This is a genomic window from Streptomyces sp. NPDC048297 (assembly GCF_043201585.1).
Taxonomy (GTDB): domain Bacteria; phylum Actinomycetota; class Actinomycetes; order Streptomycetales; family Streptomycetaceae; genus Streptomyces.
Window position 1 is genome coordinate 1 of the sequence record NZ_JBICZA010000038.1, and the last position, 17,085, is coordinate 17,085.

Annotated in this window: 20 protein-coding genes; 18 read left to right on the forward strand and 2 right to left on the reverse strand. The window is 71.2% G+C overall.

What is annotated here, in order from left to right; genetic code table 11:
• Window positions 1-161 precede the first annotated feature (161 nt).
• Window positions 162-1,079 (reverse strand): class I SAM-dependent methyltransferase, encoded by a 918-nt coding sequence (locus ACGFYV_RS31605; RefSeq protein ID WP_393881942.1) that lies wholly within the window; start codon window positions 1,077-1,079, stop codon window positions 162-164.
• A 512-nt stretch (window positions 1,080-1,591) separates the two neighbouring features.
• On the opposite strand from ACGFYV_RS31605, the gene ACGFYV_RS31610 reads away from it, so the two are divergent.
• The 17 genes from ACGFYV_RS31610 to ACGFYV_RS31690 all read left to right on the forward strand — a co-directional run bounded on the left by ACGFYV_RS31610 (window position 1,592) and on the right by ACGFYV_RS31690 (window position 15,015).
• Entirely contained in the window at window positions 1,592-2,194 is a 603-nt protein-coding gene (locus ACGFYV_RS31610) for a hypothetical protein (RefSeq protein ID WP_393881943.1), read from the forward strand.
• Window positions 2,195-2,492: 298 nt separating this feature from the next.
• The gene (gene rpsP, locus ACGFYV_RS31615; RefSeq protein ID WP_393881944.1) at window positions 2,493-2,921 is read left to right on the forward strand and encodes a 30S ribosomal protein S16; all 429 of its coding nucleotides are present in this window, start codon (window positions 2,493-2,495) and stop codon (window positions 2,919-2,921) included.
• A gap of 5 nt (window positions 2,922-2,926) precedes the next feature.
• Window positions 2,927-3,166, forward strand: coding sequence for an RNA-binding protein (locus ACGFYV_RS31620; protein WP_005479813.1), 240 nt, complete (start codon window positions 2,927-2,929; stop codon window positions 3,164-3,166).
• An 82-nt stretch (window positions 3,167-3,248) separates the two neighbouring features.
• Window positions 3,249-3,923, forward strand: coding sequence for a ribosome maturation factor RimM (gene rimM / locus ACGFYV_RS31625; protein ID WP_393881945.1), 675 nt, complete (start codon window positions 3,249-3,251; stop codon window positions 3,921-3,923).
• On the forward strand, window positions 3,923-4,756 hold the full coding sequence (gene trmD, locus ACGFYV_RS31630; RefSeq protein WP_393881946.1) for a tRNA (guanosine(37)-N1)-methyltransferase TrmD: 834 nt from the start codon (window positions 3,923-3,925) through the stop codon (window positions 4,754-4,756). The genes rimM and trmD overlap by 1 nt, the downstream gene beginning before the upstream one ends.
• Before the next feature lie 135 nt (window positions 4,757-4,891).
• Window positions 4,892-5,242 carry a 50S ribosomal protein L19 gene (rplS, locus tag ACGFYV_RS31635; protein WP_362119592.1) on the forward strand — a complete coding sequence of 117 codons (351 nt, stop codon included), beginning with the start codon at window positions 4,892-4,894 and terminating at the stop codon, window positions 5,240-5,242.
• Between the two features lie 66 nt (window positions 5,243-5,308).
• Window positions 5,309-6,025 (forward strand): signal peptidase I, encoded by a 717-nt coding sequence (gene lepB / locus ACGFYV_RS31640; RefSeq protein WP_393881947.1) that lies wholly within the window; start codon window positions 5,309-5,311, stop codon window positions 6,023-6,025.
• Window positions 6,018-7,124: a signal peptidase I gene (lepB, locus tag ACGFYV_RS31645; RefSeq protein ID WP_393881948.1), complete on the forward strand. Its 1,107-nt coding sequence runs from the start codon at window positions 6,018-6,020 to the stop codon at window positions 7,122-7,124. Before lepB (ACGFYV_RS31640) ends, lepB (ACGFYV_RS31645) begins: the two co-directional genes overlap by 8 nt.
• Window positions 7,006-8,013 (forward strand): signal peptidase I, encoded by a 1,008-nt coding sequence (gene lepB / locus ACGFYV_RS31650; RefSeq protein ID WP_393881949.1) that lies wholly within the window; start codon window positions 7,006-7,008, stop codon window positions 8,011-8,013. The genes lepB (ACGFYV_RS31645) and lepB (ACGFYV_RS31650) overlap by 119 nt, the downstream gene beginning before the upstream one ends.
• An 88-nt stretch (window positions 8,014-8,101) precedes the next feature.
• Window positions 8,102-8,884 carry a signal peptidase I gene (lepB, locus tag ACGFYV_RS31655; RefSeq protein ID WP_393881950.1) on the forward strand — a complete coding sequence of 261 codons (783 nt, stop codon included), beginning with the start codon at window positions 8,102-8,104 and terminating at the stop codon, window positions 8,882-8,884.
• A gap of 1 nt (window position 8,885) precedes the next feature.
• The gene (locus tag ACGFYV_RS31660; protein ID WP_393881997.1) at window positions 8,886-9,422 is read left to right on the forward strand and encodes an NUDIX hydrolase; all 537 of its coding nucleotides are present in this window, start codon (window positions 8,886-8,888) and stop codon (window positions 9,420-9,422) included.
• Between the two features lie 56 nt (window positions 9,423-9,478).
• A complete protein-coding gene (locus tag ACGFYV_RS31665) occupies window positions 9,479-9,787 on the forward strand; it encodes a DUF2469 domain-containing protein (protein ID WP_003965949.1) in 309 nt (102 codons plus the stop codon).
• Window positions 9,788-9,947: 160 nt separating this feature from the next.
• The gene (locus tag ACGFYV_RS31670) at window positions 9,948-10,313 is read left to right on the forward strand and encodes a YraN family protein (RefSeq protein ID WP_393881951.1); all 366 of its coding nucleotides are present in this window, start codon (window positions 9,948-9,950) and stop codon (window positions 10,311-10,313) included.
• A 1-nt stretch (window position 10,314) separates the two neighbouring features.
• Window positions 10,315-11,940 carry a YifB family Mg chelatase-like AAA ATPase gene (locus tag ACGFYV_RS31675; RefSeq protein ID WP_393881952.1) on the forward strand — a complete coding sequence of 542 codons (1,626 nt, stop codon included), beginning with the start codon at window positions 10,315-10,317 and terminating at the stop codon, window positions 11,938-11,940.
• A 56-nt stretch (window positions 11,941-11,996) separates the two neighbouring features.
• Window positions 11,997-13,097, forward strand: coding sequence for a DNA-processing protein DprA (dprA, locus tag ACGFYV_RS31680; RefSeq protein WP_393881998.1), 1,101 nt, complete (start codon window positions 11,997-11,999; stop codon window positions 13,095-13,097).
• A 364-nt stretch (window positions 13,098-13,461) separates the two neighbouring features.
• A complete protein-coding gene (whiG, locus tag ACGFYV_RS31685) occupies window positions 13,462-14,304 on the forward strand; it encodes an RNA polymerase sigma factor WhiG (RefSeq protein WP_393881953.1) in 843 nt (280 codons plus the stop codon).
• Between the two features lie 153 nt (window positions 14,305-14,457).
• Window positions 14,458-15,015 (forward strand): TetR/AcrR family transcriptional regulator, encoded by a 558-nt coding sequence (locus tag ACGFYV_RS31690; protein ID WP_393881999.1) that lies wholly within the window; start codon window positions 14,458-14,460, stop codon window positions 15,013-15,015.
• 26 nt (window positions 15,016-15,041) lie between these two features.
• Here ACGFYV_RS31690 and ACGFYV_RS31695 read toward each other — a convergent pair whose 3' ends face one another.
• Complete coding sequence (locus ACGFYV_RS31695) at window positions 15,042-15,596, reverse strand: murein hydrolase activator EnvC family protein (RefSeq protein ID WP_393881954.1); 555 nt, start codon at window positions 15,594-15,596, stop codon at window positions 15,042-15,044.
• A 407-nt stretch (window positions 15,597-16,003) separates the two neighbouring features.
• Between ACGFYV_RS31695 and rpsB the strand changes: the two genes are divergently transcribed.
• On the forward strand, window positions 16,004-16,948 hold the full coding sequence (rpsB, locus tag ACGFYV_RS31700; RefSeq protein ID WP_393881955.1) for a 30S ribosomal protein S2: 945 nt from the start codon (window positions 16,004-16,006) through the stop codon (window positions 16,946-16,948).
• Window positions 16,949-17,085 lie beyond the last annotated feature (137 nt).

Sequence of the window (17,085 nt, forward strand, 5' to 3'; positions counted from 1 at the left end):
ACGACGCGCCGATCTCCACCAGGGCCTGCTCGAACTGGCCTGCAGTCTCATATGCCTCCGCCGCCTACGAACCTCATTCTGAAACGATCAGTAAGGGGCGCGGGGAACTGCGCGACCAGCCACAACGAACCCGCACGAAACCACTGCCGAACCAGCCGCCGCTACACCCGGGCGATCACATACCGGAACACATTCCCCATCCACACCGTCCCATCACCACGCCGGTACGGATGCAACGCCTCCACCAGCTCCTTGTCCACCTGCTTACGATCCGTCGCCGCGATCGCCGCGTCGAACAGCCCCGTCGACACCAGCCCCCGCACCGCACTGTCGACATCGGCGTACCCGAACGGACAGGCCACCCGCCCGGAGCCGTCCGGCTTCAACCCGGCCCGCTGGGCGACCTCCTCCAGGTCGTCACGGCGAGCCGGCCGCCAGCTGCGCGCGCTCCGCAGGGGATCCGCCAGCTTCGTGGCCACCCGCAGCACCGAGGACGTGGCGCACCGCTCCGGCGGGCCCCAGCCGACCAGCACCACGGCGGCCCCCCGCCCCGCCAGGGGCACCGCGGAGGCCAGCAGCTCACCGATCCCGTCGGCATCACCGGCGCGACAGCCGATCGGCTCGAAGACGGTCACCAGGGTGTACGCGGGCGCGTCCACAGCCGCATGTGCCGCGTCCGAGGCCGCAGGCAAGATCTCCGCGGGCGATCCCTCCACGATCCGCGCGTCACCCTGCTCACCCCGCTCACCCCGCTCACCAGGCCCGCCCGTGCCGGGCGCCCCGCCCGCCAGCAGCCGCTCGCGTGCGAGGGCGAGCCGCTCGGGCGAGGAGTCGACACCGGTGACCGCGGCCCCTCTGGAAGCCGCCGTCAGCAGAGCGAGCCCCGTGCCGCAGCGCAGCCCCAGCAGCCGTGTGGCCGGGCCCACCTCCAGCCGGTCGTACACGGCCTCGTGGAGCGGGACCAGCATCCGCTCCTGGATCTCGGACCAGTCACGCGCGCGTGCGCCCAGGTCCTCGCCCGGCGGTTCGGAAGAACCCGGGTGGGACAAACGCTCCCGCACGAGCGTCGTAGGTGTCATAGGTAAGCGCCCCATTCCGCCGACAGATCGCCGCAGTGCCCGATTGCGTGGCCCCCGTGCCCGTGCGCGCGCACTTCCCACGTATGTCAGGTAACTCCCGGCTCGCGGTGTCGTCCAGTGGGTGTGGAGCCCCGCTTGCCTACCGGCGCCCGCTCCGGCGAGATTTCACGTCCCCGAAACCTGGGGGACGGGCCGGTGCGGGGCGCAGCGCAGCCACCCGGTAACGTCGCCGTCGTACCCGGCGCTGAGATAGACAGCGGGCCCTTGCGCGACAGCGGCCGAAACACCCCTTGCGCATCCCGCGACCACAGCCGTACCACCGCGCGGAGCGGGTCTACGTGAGGGGTCGTACGTCACTCTACGCACCGGCTTGGTACGAGCTGCGAGGCTTCTCCGCAGATCAGCGCACCCGCCCTCGTCAGGACACATCAGCGGCAACTGACGGGTAAGTGCAAAATATTTGGGATGCCCCGGAATCGGAACACAGCGGCACCCCCGCTCGTTGTCCTTACGTGAGCACGACACAGACACCACCTGTTCTCGCCGCAGAGCTGGCACAGGCGTGGGCCGACATTCAGCGGTACCACCCCGAGCTGCCGGACCTTGCCGCGCCAGAGTCCCTGATCGGGGAGTCGTCGTCCGCGTGCGGTCACGAACTCTCCTTCGAGCGACTGCTCCATGAGGCAGTCCACGGCATCGCCGCCGCCCGTGGGATCCGCGACACCTCCCGCGCCGGCCGCTACCACAACCGCCGCTTCCTGGCCGTCGCCGAGGAACTGGGCCTGGACCACCCCGAGGAACCGCATCCGAGCAGCGGCTTCTCCCTGGTCACGCTCAATCCCGAGGCGAAGCGGCGCTACCGTCCGACCATCGACCGCCTCCAGCGCGCGCTGAAGGCCCACACGGTGGCCACCTCCGCCGACACGAGCCGCACCTTCCGGGGCCCGGCCGCCCGCCACGGCTCCTCCGGCGGCGGCGTCCGCGTCAAGGCGGTCTGCGACTGCGGCCGCAACGTCCGCGTGGTCCCCTCGGTCCTCGCCCAGGCGCCCATCGTCTGCGGGGGCTGCGGCAAGCCGTTCCGTATCCCGGAGGTCGTGGGAGCCGCGGCAAGCTGAGTCCGCGACTGCTCGTGGCAGCCGCGGACCCAGCCTGACGCCCACCGCACGTGCCGGGCGGCACGCACCCGACGCACCTCACCCCCGCGCCGGGTGCCTCCCCGGGCATGCCCAAGATCACCTCGACCCCTCGGCCGAAAGCGACCCGCGGGGTGTGGCAGAATAGCCAGCTGTACTCGACAGCCGCACAGGACCCCTCTCTCCTCCGGCTGACGCGTCCATCGGGCACTCGGGTACCGCAACCCCACGCGGCAACCTGCCGTGCCCAACCACGTCAAAACCAGGAGATTCCACTCCCGTGGCAGTCAAGATCAAGCTGAAGCGTCTGGGCAAGATCCGTTCGCCTCACTACCGCATCGTCATCGCCGACTCCCGTACCCGCCGTGACGGCCGGGCCATCGAGGAGATCGGCAAGTACCACCCGACCTACAACCCGTCGGTCATCGAGGTGGACGCCGACCGCGTCGCCTACTGGCTGGGTGTCGGCGCGCAGCCGACCGAGCCGGTTCTCGCCATCCTGAAGAAGACCGGCGACTGGCAGAAGTTCAAGGGCGAGCCGGCTCCCGCGCCGCTGCTCGTCGCCGAGCCGAAGGCCGCGCGTCCGTCGTTCGAGGCTCTCGGCGGTGACGACGAGGGCAAGGGTGAGGCGATCACCCAGAAGAAGAAGGCTGAGAAGAAGGACGAGGCGGCCGCTGAGTCCTCTGCGGCTGAGTCGACCGAGGCCTGAGCAGCATGCTCGAAGAGGCGCTTGAGCACCTCGTGAAGGGCATCGTCGACAACCCTGACGATGTGCAGGTCGCCTCGCGCGACCTGCGCCGCGGGCGCGTGCTGGAGGTCCGGGTCCACCCCGACGACCTCGGCAAGGTGATCGGTCGCAACGGCCGCACCGCGCGCGCTCTGCGCACCGTCGTGGGCGCCATCGGCGGCCGCGGTGTCCGTGTCGACCTCGTCGACGTGGACCACGTCCGCTGACGCTTCATCGCAACCGGCTCGGGCCGGGGAGGGCCACTGGGCCGTCCCCGGCCCGCAGTCGTATGACAGGAGATCAGTACTCGTGCAGCTGGTAGTCGCGCGGATCGGCCGTGCTCATGGCATCAAGGGCGAGGTCACCGTCGAGGTACGTACCGACGAGCCGGAGCTGCGGCTCGCCCCCGGCGCCGTCCTGGCCACCGACCCGGCCTCCGCCGGGCCGCTCACCATCGCCACCGGCCGCGTGCACAGCGGCCGTCTCCTCCTGCGCTTCGAGGGCGTCGGCGACCGCAACGGCGCCGAGGCCCTGCGCAACACCCTCCTGATCGCCGAGATCGACCCCGAGGAACTCCCCGAGGGCGAGGACGAGTACTACGACCACCAGCTCATCGACCTCGACGTGGTCACCGAGGACGGGGTGGAGGTCGGCCGGATCACCGAGGTCTCGCACCTGCCCTCCCAGGACCTGTTCATCGTCGAGCGCCCCGACGGCACCGAGGTGCTGATCCCGTTCGTGGAGGAGATCGTCACCGGGATCGACCTGGAGGAGCAGCGGGCGGTCATCGCGCCCCCGCCGGGCCTGATCGACGACCGCGCGGTGATCGACTCGACCCGGGACGCGGCAGAGGACACGACCCAGGACACGGCCGGCGACGCGGCGAAGGGCACGGTCCAGGACACGGTCGTCGACGCGGCGCAGGACGCAGCCGGGGACGCGGCGAAGGGCACGGCCGGGGACACGTCGGAGGGCGAGTCCTGATGCGCCTCGACGTCGTCACGATCTTCCCCGAGTACCTCGAACCGCTGAACGTCTCCCTCGTCGGCAAGGCCCGCGCGCGCGGGCAGCTGGACGTCCACGTGCACGACCTGCGGTCCTGGACGTACGACCGGCACAACACGGTCGACGACACGCCCTACGGCGGCGGCCCCGGCATGGTCATGAAGACCGACCCCTGGGGCGATGCCCTGGACTCGGCCCTGGCCGACGGTTACGAGACGGGCTCCCAGGCGCCCGCCCTGATCGTCCCCACCCCCAGCGGCCGGCCGTTCACCCAGGAACTCGCCGTCGAGCTCTCCGAGCGCCCCTGGCTGATCTTCACGCCCGCCCGCTACGAGGGCATCGACCGCCGCGTGATGGACGAGTACGCCACCCGGATCCCGGTCTACGAGGTCTCCATCGGCGACTACGTCCTCGCCGGCGGCGAAGCGGCCGTCCTTGTCATCACCGAGGCCGTCGCCCGGCTGCTGCCCGGCGTCCTCGGCAACGCCGAGTCCCACCGGGACGACTCCTTCGCGCCCGGCGCGATGGCGAGCCTCCTGGAAGGCCCCGTCTACACCAAGCCGCCGATCTGGCGCGGCCGGGACATCCCCGAGGTGCTGCTCAGCGGCCACCACGGCAAGATCGCCCGCTGGCGCCGCGACGAGGCCCTGCGGCGTACGACGGCCCACCGGCCCGACCTGATCGAACGCTGCGAGCCCAAGGCCTTCGACAAGAAGGACCGCGAGATGCTCTCCATCCTCGGCTGGTCCCCGGACCCGGCGGGCGAGCCGTACGGCCGATTTTGGCGCAGAACCGAGGCCGTGGAAGAATAGGGCGCTGTTGTGCGCCGGTCCGGCGTGCGCCCCTGCCACAGGGGGACACGACGCCCGTCCCGACCCGCACGGCAGACCTCTTGTACACCTAGTTCCCGTTGATGACCTGTGGCATCAGCGAAGAAAGCAGACGAAATGTCTCACCTGCTCGACACCGTCGACGCCGCGTCGCTGCGCAGTGACATCCCGGCCTTCCGCCCGGGTGACACCGTCAACGTCCACGTCCGCGTCATCGAGGGCAACCGCTCCCGTGTGCAGCAGTTCAAGGGCGTGGTGATTCGTCGCCAGGGCTCCGGTGTCCGCGAGACCTTCACGGTCCGCAAGGTCTCGTTCTCCGTCGGCGTCGAGCGCACCTTCCCGGTGCACACCCCGATCGTCGAGAAGATCGAGCTGGTCACCCGTGGTGACGTGCGCCGCGCCAAGCTGTACTACCTCCGTGAGCTGCGCGGCAAGGCCGCGAAGATCAAGGAGAAGCGCGAGAACTGAGCGTCTTCCCGGGACCGACACCGGGAAACGCGGTGTCACAGCGGGGCCGGATAGCATCTGGCCCCGATGGACACCGAAGCGCAGCCGACGGAACGCGACCGCTCCTCCCACCCCGGAACTCCGGGGCCGGAGGGCCGGTCGCGTTTCGCGTTGCCGGACCGGATCGCGAACTGGCTGCCGGGCGGTGGAATCACCGTCACCGCCTTCGCCTGCCTGGCGTTCCTGCTGGTCCTCAACACGTTCGTGGTGCAGCCGTTCCAGATCCCGAGCGGGTCCATGGAGCAGGGACTGAGGATCGGGGACCGCGTTCTCGTCAACAAGGCGGCATACCGTTTCGGGGGCGGGCCCAGCCGCGGTGACGTGGTTGTCTTCGACGGATCCGGGTATTTCGGGGACGCCGACTACATCAAACGCGTTGTCGGAGTGGGCGGCGACCACGTCGTCTGCTGCGACAGGAAGGGGAAGCTCCAGGTGAACGGCCGGTCGGTCGACGAGACGGCGTTCCTGTACCCCGGGGACGCCCCGTCCACCGTGCCTTTCGACGTCGTCGTGCCCGAGGGCCGGCTCTTTCTCCTCGGCGACCACCGCGACGACTCCAGCGACTCCCGCGACCACCTCGGCTCGCCCGGCGGCGGCATGATCCCCGTCGGCCGCGTCATCGGCCGCGCCGACTGGATCGCCTGGCCGTACAGCCACTGGACGCACCTGCGGCGCCCCACCGCCTACGCGCGCGTGCCGGCGCCCGGCGCGCCTCGGCCTGCGGGGTCGGGTGGCCATGGGTAACCGGGGCAGGCCCCGCGGGGTGTCCGGCTCGCCCGCCGACAACCTGCTGCCCACCGGCTCCCGGCGCACCTCCACCGCGGCCGGCGGCCGCACGCGCGCGGAGCGGCGCAAACTCCAGCGCAAGGTGAAGCGCAAGCGCAGGCGTTCAGCCGTTCGGGAGATCCCCCTCCTGGTCGGTGTCGCCGTCCTCATAGCGCTGGTGCTGAAGACCTTCCTCGTCCAGGCGTTCGTGATCCCGTCCGGCTCCATGGAGCAGACGATCCGGATCGGGGACCGCGTCCTGGTCGACAAGCTCACCCCGTGGTTCGGCTCCGAGCCGCAGCGCGGAGACGTCGTCGTCTTCCACGACCCGGGCGGCTGGCTCGCCGACGAGCAGACCGCCAAGCCGGACGACCCGGTCGTCGTCAAGCAGTTCAAGGAAGGCCTCACCTTCATCGGACTGCTGCCCTCCGCCAACGAGAAGGACCTGATCAAACGGGTCATCGGGGTCGGCGGCGACCATGTGAAGTGCTGCGACGCGCAGGGCCGTATCACCGTCAACGGCGTGCCGCTGACCGAGGGCGACTACATCTACCCGGGTGACGTCCCTTCCGAGCAGCGCTTCGACATCACCGTCCCCCAGGGGCGCCTGTGGGTGATGGGCGACCACCGGGGCGACTCCGCGGACTCCCGTTTCCACCAGAACACCCCGTACGGGGGAACCGTGTCCGTGGACTTGGTGGTCGGCCGGGCCATGGTCATCGGCTGGCCCATCGGCCACTGGACGCGCCTGGAGGAACCTAAAACCTTCGCAAGCGTTGCCGACTCCGTGTCCGGGGCGACGGCGGGCTCCGCACCGTCGCATAGGGTTGCCCCCGACGATCCGAACGGAATGACCAAGCTCCCGATCCCTGCGGAACTCCCGCTCGTTATGGGAGTGGTGGGCCTGCACCGGCTATGGGGCAGGCGGCGGCACGGAGTAAGGAGTTGGCGTGGGGGATGTGGCGGTTGGCGCACGGTCGGGACACGACGGCGAGGAGGACCGCGGGCACCCTGTGGACGCGAGCGGCCCCGCCGCGGACGGCGCCGTGAACTCGGGAAACGGCTTCGCGGCGGCTGACGACGGCACGCCGGACGAGCCGCGGCCCCGACCCGACGGGACTGACGGCACTGACGGGACGGACGGCGGCGCGGGCACGCGGTCGGCCGCGTCCGAGCCGAGGAAACCCCGCTCCTTCTGGAAGGAGCTGCCGATCCTGATCGGCATCGCGCTGGTCCTGGCCCTGCTGATCAAGACCTTCCTGGTGCAGGCGTTCTCGATCCCGTCGGACTCGATGCAGAACACCCTCCAGCAGGGTGACCGCGTCCTGGTCGACAAGCTCACCCCCTGGTTCGGCTCCGAGCCCGAGCGCGGCGAGGTCGTCGTCTTCCACGACCCGGACAACTGGCTGGCCGGCGAGCCCGCGCCCAACCCGAACGCCGTGCAGAAGGTCCTCAGCTGGATCGGCCTGATGCCGTCCGCCGAGGAGAAGGACCTGATCAAGCGGGTCATCGGGGTCGGCGGCGACACCGTCGAGTGCAAGAACACCGGCCCGCTGCTGGTCAACGGCCACGCGCTGAACGAGCCGTACGTCTACCCCGGCAACACCCCCTGCAGCCAGGACGACCAGGGCGGCCAGTTCAAGGTGAAGGTGCCCAAGGGCTTCATCTGGGTGATGGGCGACCACCGCCAGAACTCCCGCGACTCCCGCTACAACCAGGCCGACAAGAACCACGGCATGGTCCCCGTGAAGGAGGTCGTCGGCCGCGCGATCGTCAAGGCCTGGCCGATCAACCGCTGGGGCACCCTGCCCGTGCCGGACACCTTCGACCAGCCGGGTCTCGGTCAGCAGTCCTCCGCGTCCCAGTCGCTCACGGTGGCACCGGAGGGCATCGCGGTGGCCGCGGTACTGCCGGTCGCGGTGTGGCTGCGCAGGCGTGCGGACGCCCCCGGGACCACGAAGCGGTAAGCGGCGGACCACGAACCGGTAAGCGGCGGTCGAGGCCGCGGAACAGGGGGCTGCACCCGCTCGGTACCGCCGGGTAGGGTGCGGGTCCATGAGCGGCGAGAGCACGACGCGTACGGCCCCGCGCAGCGCGGACACAGGCACGGCACAGGCGGGCGGCGGCCGGCTCGGACAGCGGCTGTCCGGGGTGGCCGTCGCCCTGGGTCTGGCCCTGTTCCTCGGAGGATTCGTCTGGGGAGCGCTGGTCTACCGCCCGTACACCGTGCCCACCAGCTCGATGACCCCGACGATCGACGTCGGTGACCGCGTCCTCGCCCAGCAGATCGACGGCGGCGAGGTCCGGCGCGGCGACGTGGTCGTCTTCAAGGACAAGAACTGGGTCAGCAACGCCAACGTGGTCAAGCGGGTCGTCGCGGTCGGCGGCGACACCGTCTCCTGCTGCACCGACGGCAAGCTCACCGTCAACGGCAAGCAGATCGACGAGCCCTACCTGCCCGCGGGCACCCTCGCCGAGATCAAGAACTTCCCGACCGTGACCGTCCCCAAGGGCCGGCTCTTCCTCCTCGGTGACGAACGCCAGGGCTCTCTGGACTCCACGGCCCACCTCACCGACGCCGCCAGCGGCACGGTCTCCCGCGAGGCCGTCTCCGCACGCGTCGACTCCGTCGTCTGGCCCATGAAGGGCCTGCTCAAGCGCCCCACCGGCTTCGAGACCCTCGGCCCCCTCTCCCGGCCCGGCCCGGTGCGGACCATCGAGCTGATGATCGTCGCCGGTGCCGTCCTGGTCCTCGCCGGGGGCGCGTACGGCCCGATCGCGGCGCGCATGGGCCGCTCCCGCGCGAAGACGCGTCAGGAGACCCCCGGTGTCCGCTGAGATCCCCGCCCCGACCACGGGACCGGGCGAGGGCACGGGGCAGCACCCTGCCGAGGGCGGCCCGCGCAAGGTGGCCCGGGTGGTCCTGCTCGACCCCGAGGACCGCATCCTGCTCCTGCACGGCCATGAGCCCGACGACCCCGCCGACGACTGGTGGTTCACTCCCGGCGGCGGTCTGGAGGGTTCCGAGACGCACGAGGAGGCCGCGCTGCGGGAACTGGCCGAGGAGACCGGGATCACCGAGGTCGAACTCGGTCCCGTGCTGTGGCGCCGGCGGTGCTCCTTCCCGTTCGCGGGGCGACGCTGGGACCAGGACGAGTGGTTCTACCTGGCCCGTACGACCCAGACGGCCACCGTGGCCCTGGGCCTGACGGAGCTGGAGCGGCGCAGCGTCGCCGGAGCGCGCTGGTGGACGTGTCAGGAACTGACCCGGTCGCATGAGACGGTGTATCCGACCAGACTCGCCGGGCTGCTGCGGACGCTGCTCGACGAAGGTCCCCCGGCCAGGCCCGTGACCCTTGACACGGAAATCGTCTGAGAGGTCGCCGGACTGGCGCACAATGGTGGGATCGCACGGCTGAAGGGGAACATGCCATGAGCGCCGAGGACCTCGAGAAGTACGAGACCGAGATGGAGCTGAAGCTCTACCGGGAGTACCGAGACGTCGTCGGTCTGTTCAAGTACGTGATCGAGACCGAGCGGCGTTTCTATCTCACGAACGACTACGAGATGCAGGTGCACTCGGTCCAGGGTGAGGTGTTCTTCGAGGTGTCCATGGCGGACGCCTGGGTCTGGGACATGTACCGACCGGCTCGCTTCGTCAAGCAGGTTCGCGTCCTCACGTTCAAGGACGTGAACATCGAGGAGCTGAACAAGAGTGATTTGGAGCTGCCGGGCGGGTGATGCGGGTGATGCGGGTGGTGTGGGTGACGCGGATGGTTCGGGCGCTGTGGGCGGAGCGGGCGGTGCGGGTGACGGAGTTTTCCACAACCGCCCGGTAACTCACCAAGATCCACTTCTCCTCGTGTGATGCGTGACGGTTGGCACCGGAGGTGGTGCCGACATGAGCAAGGCACGCAGTGGACTCGGCAGGTACGGCGAGGATCTGGCAGCCCGGCGGCTGACCGAGAGGGGCATGACGATCCTGCGGCGCAACTGGCGCTGCGGACGGTCAGGCGAGATCGACATCGTGGCCCGGGACGGCGGCACGCTGGTCGTCTGCGAGGTGAAGACCCGCAGGGGCGGCGGCTACCAGCACCCGATGGCCGCCCTCACCCCGCAGAAGGCCCGGCGCCTGCTGAGCCTGGCCGAACGCTGGATCCAGACCCACGGAGGGGCCCCGCCCGGAGGCGTCCGCATCGACCTCGTCGGCGTTCTCCTGCCCCGCCGCGGCGCCCCTGTCGTCGAGCACGCGCGGGGGGTGGCCTGACATGGCGTTCGCCCGCACATGCTCCGTGGCCCTCGTCGGCGTCGAGGGCGTGGTCGTCGAGGTCCAGGCCGACCTGGAACCGGGCGTCGCCGCGTTCACCCTGGTGGGCCTCCCGGACAAGAGCCTGACGGAGAGCCGGGACAGGGTCCGGGCGGCGGTGGTGAACTCCGGCGGCGAGTGGCCCCAGAAGAAGCTCACCGTCGGACTCAGCCCGGCTTCAGTGCCCAAGGCCGGTTCCGGGTTCGACCTGGCCGTGGCCTGCGCGGTGCTCGGCGCCGCGGAGCGGATCGACCCCAGGTCCCTCGCCGACATCGTCATGATCGGCGAACTGGGTCTGGACGGCCGGGTGCGTCCGGTCCGCGGTGTCCTGCCCGCGGTGCTGGCCGCCGCCGACGCCGGTTACGAGCAGGTGGTCGTACCGGAGTGCTCCGCCGCAGAGGCCTCCCTGGTACCCGGCGTGTCCGTGCTCGGCATCCGCAGCCTGCGGCAGCTGATCGCCATCCTGGCCGAAGAGCCCGTCCCCGACGAGGAACCGGACGACCAGGGACGCCCGGATCCTCTCCTCGCCGGTATGCGCGCACCCGGCACGGGCGCGGCCACCGGCCTGTACGGCGTCGGCGCCGCACTGCACGAGCAGGGCCAGGACCTGGCCGACGTGGTGGGCCAGTCCTCGGCGCGCACGGCGGTGGAGGTGTCCGCCGCCGGTGGACACCACCTGTTCCTGGAGGGACCGCCAGGCGCCGGCAAGACCATGCTCGCGGAGCGGCTTCCCGCCGTGCTTCCCCGGCTCACCCGCGAGGAGTCGGTGGAAGTCACCGCCGTACACTCGGTGGCGGGGCTGCTGCCCCCGGGCAAACCGCTCATCGACGTCGCTCCCTACTGCGCCCCGCACCACTCGGCGACCATGCAGTCCCTCGTGGGTGGCGGCCACGGCATCGCACGGCCCGGTGCCGTGGCGCTGGCCCACCGCGGAGTGCTCTTCCTCGACGAGGCCCCCGAGTTCCACAGCCAGACCCTGGACGCCCTGCGCCAGCCCCTGGAGTCGGGACACGTCGTGATCGCGCGCAGCGCGGGCGTGGTCCGGTTCCCGGCGAGGTTCCTGCTGGTGCTCGCGGCCAACCCGTGCCCCTGCGGACGCTTCTCGCAGCGCGACTCCCTGTGCGACTGCCCGCCGTCGGCGATCCGCCGCTACCAGGCCCGGCTGTCCGGGCCGCTGCTGGACCGGGTCGACCTGCGCGTCGAGGTCGACCCGGTCACCCGCGCCCAGCTCACCGACCCCGGTGCCCGGGGAGAGTCCACCGCGACCGTGGCCGACCGGGTGCGAGCGGCCCGGGAGCGGGCCGCGGCCCGCCTGGCCGGAACCCCGTGGCGCACCAACAGCGAGGTGCCGGGCCGGGAACTGCGCAGCCGTTTCCACGCCGCCGCGGGCGCGATGGACGAGGCCGAACGCAATCTGGAGCGGGGCGTGCTCACGACTCGCGGGATCGACCGGGTGCTCCGTGTGGCCTGGACGGTGGCGGACCTCGTCGGCCACGACCGTCCGGACGCCACCGACGTCTGTCTCGCTCTGCAACTGCGCACCGGAGTGCCACGAGGCGTTCCCATGGCCCTCGGAGCCATGACGTGAGCGCCGGATCCGATCAGGACGGTGAACTGCTCGGGCGGGTGTTCCTGGCCCGGGTGATGGAGCCTGGGGACGAGGCCGGGGGGCGGTGGTTGAGGGAGTTCGGGGTGGGGGAGGTGGTGCGGCGGTTACGGCAGGGAGCGGACGCGCTGCCGGGGGTCAGCGGGACGCGGTGGGGCGGGCTGGTCGCGCGGGCCGGGAGAGCCGAGCCGGAGCGGGATCTGGAGGTGGCGCGGGCCGCGGGGATGCGGTTCGTGTGTCCGGGGGGCGCGGAGTGGCCGGGACAGCTGGACGACCTGGGGGACGGGCGGCCCGTCGGGCTGTGGGTGCGTGGGACACCCAGTCTGCGGATATGGGCGCTCAGGTCCGTGGCCGTCGTCGGGGCACGCGCCTGCACCGAGTACGGCGCCCACACCGCAGCCTCCCTCGCCTCGGGGCTGGCCGAGCGGGGCTGGGTCGTCGTGTCCGGGGGCGCGTACGGGATCGACGGGGCCGCCCACCGGGGCGCCCTCGCCGTCGGCGGGGCCACCGTCGCCGTGCTGGCCTGCGGCGTCGACCGACCCTACCCGCGCGGCCACACCGCGTTGATCAACAGGATCGCGGAACAGGGGCTGGTGGTCGGCGAGTTGCCGCCGGGCGATCATCCGACTCCGAGCCGGTTCATCCTGCGCAACAGAGTGATCGCGGCGCTCACCACGGGCACCGTCGTCGTGGAGGCCGCCTGCCGCAGCGGTTCCCTGGTCACCGCGCGGGCCGCCCAGCGCCTGGGCAGATTCACCATGGGCGTGCCCGGTCCCGTCACCAGCGGCCTCTCCGCCGGCGTGCACGAACTGCTGCGCGGCGAGGCGGTCCTCGTCACCGACGCCGCAGAAGTCGTCGAACTCGTGGGCGACATCGGCGAGCTGGCCCCGCCCAGGCGCGGCCCCGTCCTGCCGCGGGACCTCCTGGATCCGGCGGCCCGCACCGTCCTCGCCGCCCTGCCCGGCGACCGTCCCGCCCCCGCCGAGGACATCGCCGCCGACGCGCGGACCACCCGGGACGAGGCGATCGCGAGACTGTACGAACTTCGAGCGCTTGGTTACGTCGAACGACACGGCGATGGCTGGAAGTTGACACGCCAGGCCATGATGTCGGTCCGGGAGGGGCGCGGTGGTTGCTGACCAAGCGTGTTCGGCCGTCCGGGGGAACGCCCTACGCCCTTGGGTTTTCCCGGAGTTGGCGCCCTTGTGCGGTCACGCAGAGCGAGACGTGGGGTGCGGTGGTGCGACCGGCGGACGCGCCCCGCGCACGGGTGGTGCCTCACTGTTCGCACACCGCGACTCGTCAGTCACGCTACGCTCACGCAAAGCTCGGGCGCAGACCGCGTCATCTCGACACCAGACCGACAGCTCACCCAGGTGGCCCACTTCGCCCTACGGCCTCCCAGTCCCTCTCACTCCACACCACTTCGCACTACACCGCACCACACCGCAGCACTTCAGAGCACTTCACGGCACTTCACGGCAGAACGGCACAAGGCGACGAATGCCCCAGCACACCTCCGGGTCCGACCGGGCGGCGATCCCCCCAGCCGCCCGCGACGGTGGCAGCATGCGGCCGCCCGCTCCCTCGACGCTCGACGAACTGTGGCGGTCGTACAAGACGACGGGGGACGATCGGCTGCGGGAGCAGCTGATCCTGCACTACTCGCCGCTGGTCAAGTACGTGGCCGGGCGGGTGAGCGTGGGGCTGCCGCCCAACGTGGAGCAGGCCGACTTCGTGTCCTCCGGGGTGTTCGGGCTGATCGACGCGATCGAGAAGTTCGACATCGACCGGGAGATCAAGTTCGAGACGTACGCGATCACCCGGATCCGGGGCGCCATGATCGACGAGCTGCGGGCGCTGGACTGGATTCCCCGGTCGGTGCGGCAGAAGGCGCGCAACGTCGAGCGGGCCTACGCCACGCTGGAGGCGCGGCTGCGGCGCACCCCGACGGAGGGCGAGGTCGCCGGCGAGCTGGGCATGGAGGTCGACGAGCTCCACGCCGTCTTCAGTCAGCTGTCGCTCGCCAACGTGGTCGCCCTGGAGGAACTGCTGCACGTCGGCGGTGAGGGCGGGGACCGGCTCAGCCTCATGGACACCCTGGAGGACACCGCCGCCGACAACCCGGTGGAGGTGGCCGAGGACCGCGAACTGCGGCGCTTCCTGGCGCGGGCGATCAACACGCTGCCCGACCGGGAGAAGACCGTGGTCACGCTGTACTACTACGAGGGGCTCACCCTCGCCGAGATCGGCAACGTGCTCGGGGTCACCGAGAGTCGGGTCAGCCAGATCCACACCAAGTCGGTGCTCCAGCTCCGGGCCAAGCTGGCGAGCTTCGGGCGCTGAAGGCACGGAGGACGCCGAGGGCACTGGGGACGCCGAGGGCACCGGGGACGCTGGGGACGTCGAGGGCGCTGAGGGCGCCGAGGGTGCCGAGTCCTCCCTTCCGGGGTGAGGTGTCCGTAAAGTGGTCGCGTGCCAAGGATTCGAGCGGCCTCCGTGGCCGAGCACCGGTCGATGCAGCGAGCCGCCCTGCTGGACGCGGCCCGGTCATTGCTGTCCGAAGGCGGGACTGAGGCGCTGACCTTCCCCGCGCTGGCCGAGCGCACGGGGCTGGCGCGGTCGTCCGTCTACGAGTACTTCCGGTCGCGGGCCGCCGTGGTCGAGGAGCTGTGCGAGGTCGACTTCCCCGTCTGGGCGGCGGAGGTCGCGGCGGCGATGGAGCGGGCGGACACGGCCGACGGCAAGATCGAGGCGTACGTACGGCAGCAGCTGGCCCTGGTGGGGGACCGGCGGCACCGGGCCGTCGTGGCGATCTCCGCGAGTGAGCTGGACGCCGGGGCCCGGGAGAAGATCCGGGCCGCGCACGGCGGGCTCGTCGCGATGATCGTCGAGGCGCTGGCGGAGATGGGGCACGAGCAGCCCCGGCTGGCGGCGATGCTGCTGCAGGGGGTCGTGGACGCGGCGGTGCGGCGGATCGAGCTGGGGGCGGCGGAGAAGCCTTCGGCGGTCACGGACGCGGCGGTCGCCATGGCGCTGCGGGGCGTGCGGGGCTGAGCGCCGAGGGCTGAGGCCCGCCGCGGCTACGCGGGCAGCGGCACGCCCAGTACCGGCAGCAGCCTCGACGGCCCCCTGTGCAGCAGCCACGGCGGGAGCACGGACAGCGGGTCCAGGTAGGTGCCGCCTCTGAGCAGGCCCCAGTGGACGCATGTACGGGGACAGTGCGATCCTGCGGCTTCGACGGTGCCCACCACCTCGCCCGCCCCCACCCGGTCCCCCTTGCGCACCGACGGACTCACCGGTTCGTACGTCGTGCGCAGGTCCGTCCCCGCCAGCTCCACGGACACCACACCCCGCCCCGCCACCCGGCCGGCGAACGTCACCCGGCCGTCCGCGATCGCGCGCACCGCGGCGCCGGGCGGTGCGCCCAGGTCCACGCCGCGGTGCCCGGGGCCGTACACCGTCGCCGGTGGTTCCCAGCCGCGCAGCACCGCCGGGCGGACACCCACCGGCCAGACGCGGGCGACGGCCGGGACCGGAGGTCGTGGTGCCGGAGGTCGCGGCGCCGGAAGCTGCGGCGCCGGCGCGGGCAAGGGCGGCGGCGCCTCGGCCCGAGCCGGTGGCGTCAGCGTGATCATCGCCAGAGCCAGTGGCAGTACCGCCCACATACCCGCACGCGCCCTCACACCCGCACCCGCCCTCACACCCGCACCCGTACATCGCGGTACGCGTCGCATCGCGCGTCGCATCGCGCGTCGCATCACTCGTCCCATGCGAGAACGGTCCCGCGATCCGTCGATCATGGCCGGGAACTGTGGACCACTCGCCGGTTGTGGACAGCCGCGTCACCCGGTGCCCCGCCGGTCCCGTACACTTCTTCTGGCGATCCGGGTCACCGGGTCGACTTCGCACGCCCCGATACGAGATCCGGAGACGGTTCGTATCAGCGCCCCTCGGTCCTTCGTGGCACGGCGCATCGCGGGCGTCAGGCGCGGGATCCGTCCGGAACCCGCGGCACAACCGAGAAATTCAAGGAGATACGGCTATGGCCGTCGTCACGATGCGGGAGCTGCTGGAGAGCGGCGTCCACTTCGGTCACCAGACCCGTCGCTGGAACCCGAAGATGAAGCGCTTCATCTTCACCGAGCGCAACGGCATCTACATCATCGACCTGCTCCAGTCGCTGTCGTACATCGACCGCGCCTACGAGTTCGTCAAGGAGACCGTCGCCCACGGCGGCACGGTCATGTTCGTCGGCACGAAGAAGCAGGCGCAGGAGGCCATCGCCGAGCAGGCCACCCGCGTCGGCATGCCCTTCGTCAACCAGCGCTGGCTGGGCGGCATGCTCACCAACTTCTCCACCGTCTACAAGCGTCTGCAGCGCCTCAAGGAGCTTGAGCAGATCGACTTCGAGGACGTCGCCGCGTCCGGTCTGACCAAGAAGGAGCTTCTCGTGCTCTCGCGCGAGAAGGCCAAGCTGGAGAAGACCCTCGGTGGTATCCGCGAGATGTCCAAGGTGCCCAGCGCCGTCTGGATCGTGGACACCAAGAAGGAGCACATCGCGGTCGGCGAGGCCCGGAAGCTCAACATCCCGGTCGTCGCCATCCTCGACACCAACTGTGACCCCGACGAGGTCGACTACAAGATCCCGGGCAACGACGACGCGATCCGCTCCGTCACCCTGCTCACCCGCGTGATCGCCGACGCCGTCGCCGAGGGCCTCATCTCCCGCTCTCGCGTCGCCACCGGCGACAAGGGCGAGAAGGCCGCGGGCGAGCCGCTCGCCGAGTGGGAGCGCGACCTGCTCGAGGGCGAGAAGAAGGACGAGGCTCCGGCCGCCGAGGCCGCTGCCGAGGCCCCCGCCGCTGAGGCTCCCGCCGCTGAGGCTCCGGCCACCGAGGCTCCGGCCGCCGAGGCCCCCGCTGCCGAGGCTCCGGCCGCCGAGGCCCCCGCTGCCGAGGCTCCGGCCGCCGAGGGCGAGCAGGCCTGACGCAAGCGTTGACGGCGGGGGCGGAACCGACTGTCACGGCGCCCTCGGCGCGGTGAAGTCCGCCCCCGCTGTTCACCCGTCGGTCGGCACGGCGTCCGTGATCCGTGGCTACATGTGGATCACCGACCGTGCGGATC

Bases quoted from the DNA above. Each gene is read 5' to 3' on its own strand.
- ACGFYV_RS31605 (WP_393881942.1), bottom strand. From the start codon at position 1,079: ATGACACCTACGACGCTCGTGCGGGAGCGTTTGTCCCACCCGGGTTCT.
- ACGFYV_RS31620 (WP_005479813.1), top strand. From the start codon at position 2,927: ATGCTCGAAGAGGCGCTTGAGCACCTCGTGAAGGGCATCGTCGACAAC.
- trmD (WP_393881946.1), top strand. From the start codon at position 3,923: ATGCGCCTCGACGTCGTCACGATCTTCCCCGAGTACCTCGAACCGCTG.
- rplS (WP_362119592.1), top strand. From the start codon at position 4,892: ATGTCTCACCTGCTCGACACCGTCGACGCCGCGTCGCTGCGCAGTGAC.
- lepB (WP_393881947.1), top strand. From the start codon at position 5,309: ATGGACACCGAAGCGCAGCCGACGGAACGCGACCGCTCCTCCCACCCC.
- lepB (WP_393881948.1), top strand. From the start codon at position 6,018: ATGGGTAACCGGGGCAGGCCCCGCGGGGTGTCCGGCTCGCCCGCCGAC.
- lepB (WP_393881950.1), top strand. From the start codon at position 8,102: ATGAGCGGCGAGAGCACGACGCGTACGGCCCCGCGCAGCGCGGACACA.
- ACGFYV_RS31665 (WP_003965949.1), top strand. From the start codon at position 9,479: ATGAGCGCCGAGGACCTCGAGAAGTACGAGACCGAGATGGAGCTGAAG.
- ACGFYV_RS31670 (WP_393881951.1), top strand. From the start codon at position 9,948: ATGAGCAAGGCACGCAGTGGACTCGGCAGGTACGGCGAGGATCTGGCA.
- ACGFYV_RS31675 (WP_393881952.1), top strand. From the start codon at position 10,315: ATGGCGTTCGCCCGCACATGCTCCGTGGCCCTCGTCGGCGTCGAGGGC.
- dprA (WP_393881998.1), top strand. From the start codon at position 11,997: ATGGAGCCTGGGGACGAGGCCGGGGGGCGGTGGTTGAGGGAGTTCGGG.
- whiG (WP_393881953.1), top strand. From the start codon at position 13,462: ATGCCCCAGCACACCTCCGGGTCCGACCGGGCGGCGATCCCCCCAGCC.
- ACGFYV_RS31695 (WP_393881954.1), bottom strand. From the start codon at position 15,596: ATGATCACGCTGACGCCACCGGCTCGGGCCGAGGCGCCGCCGCCCTTG.
- rpsB (WP_393881955.1), top strand. From the start codon at position 16,004: ATGGCCGTCGTCACGATGCGGGAGCTGCTGGAGAGCGGCGTCCACTTC.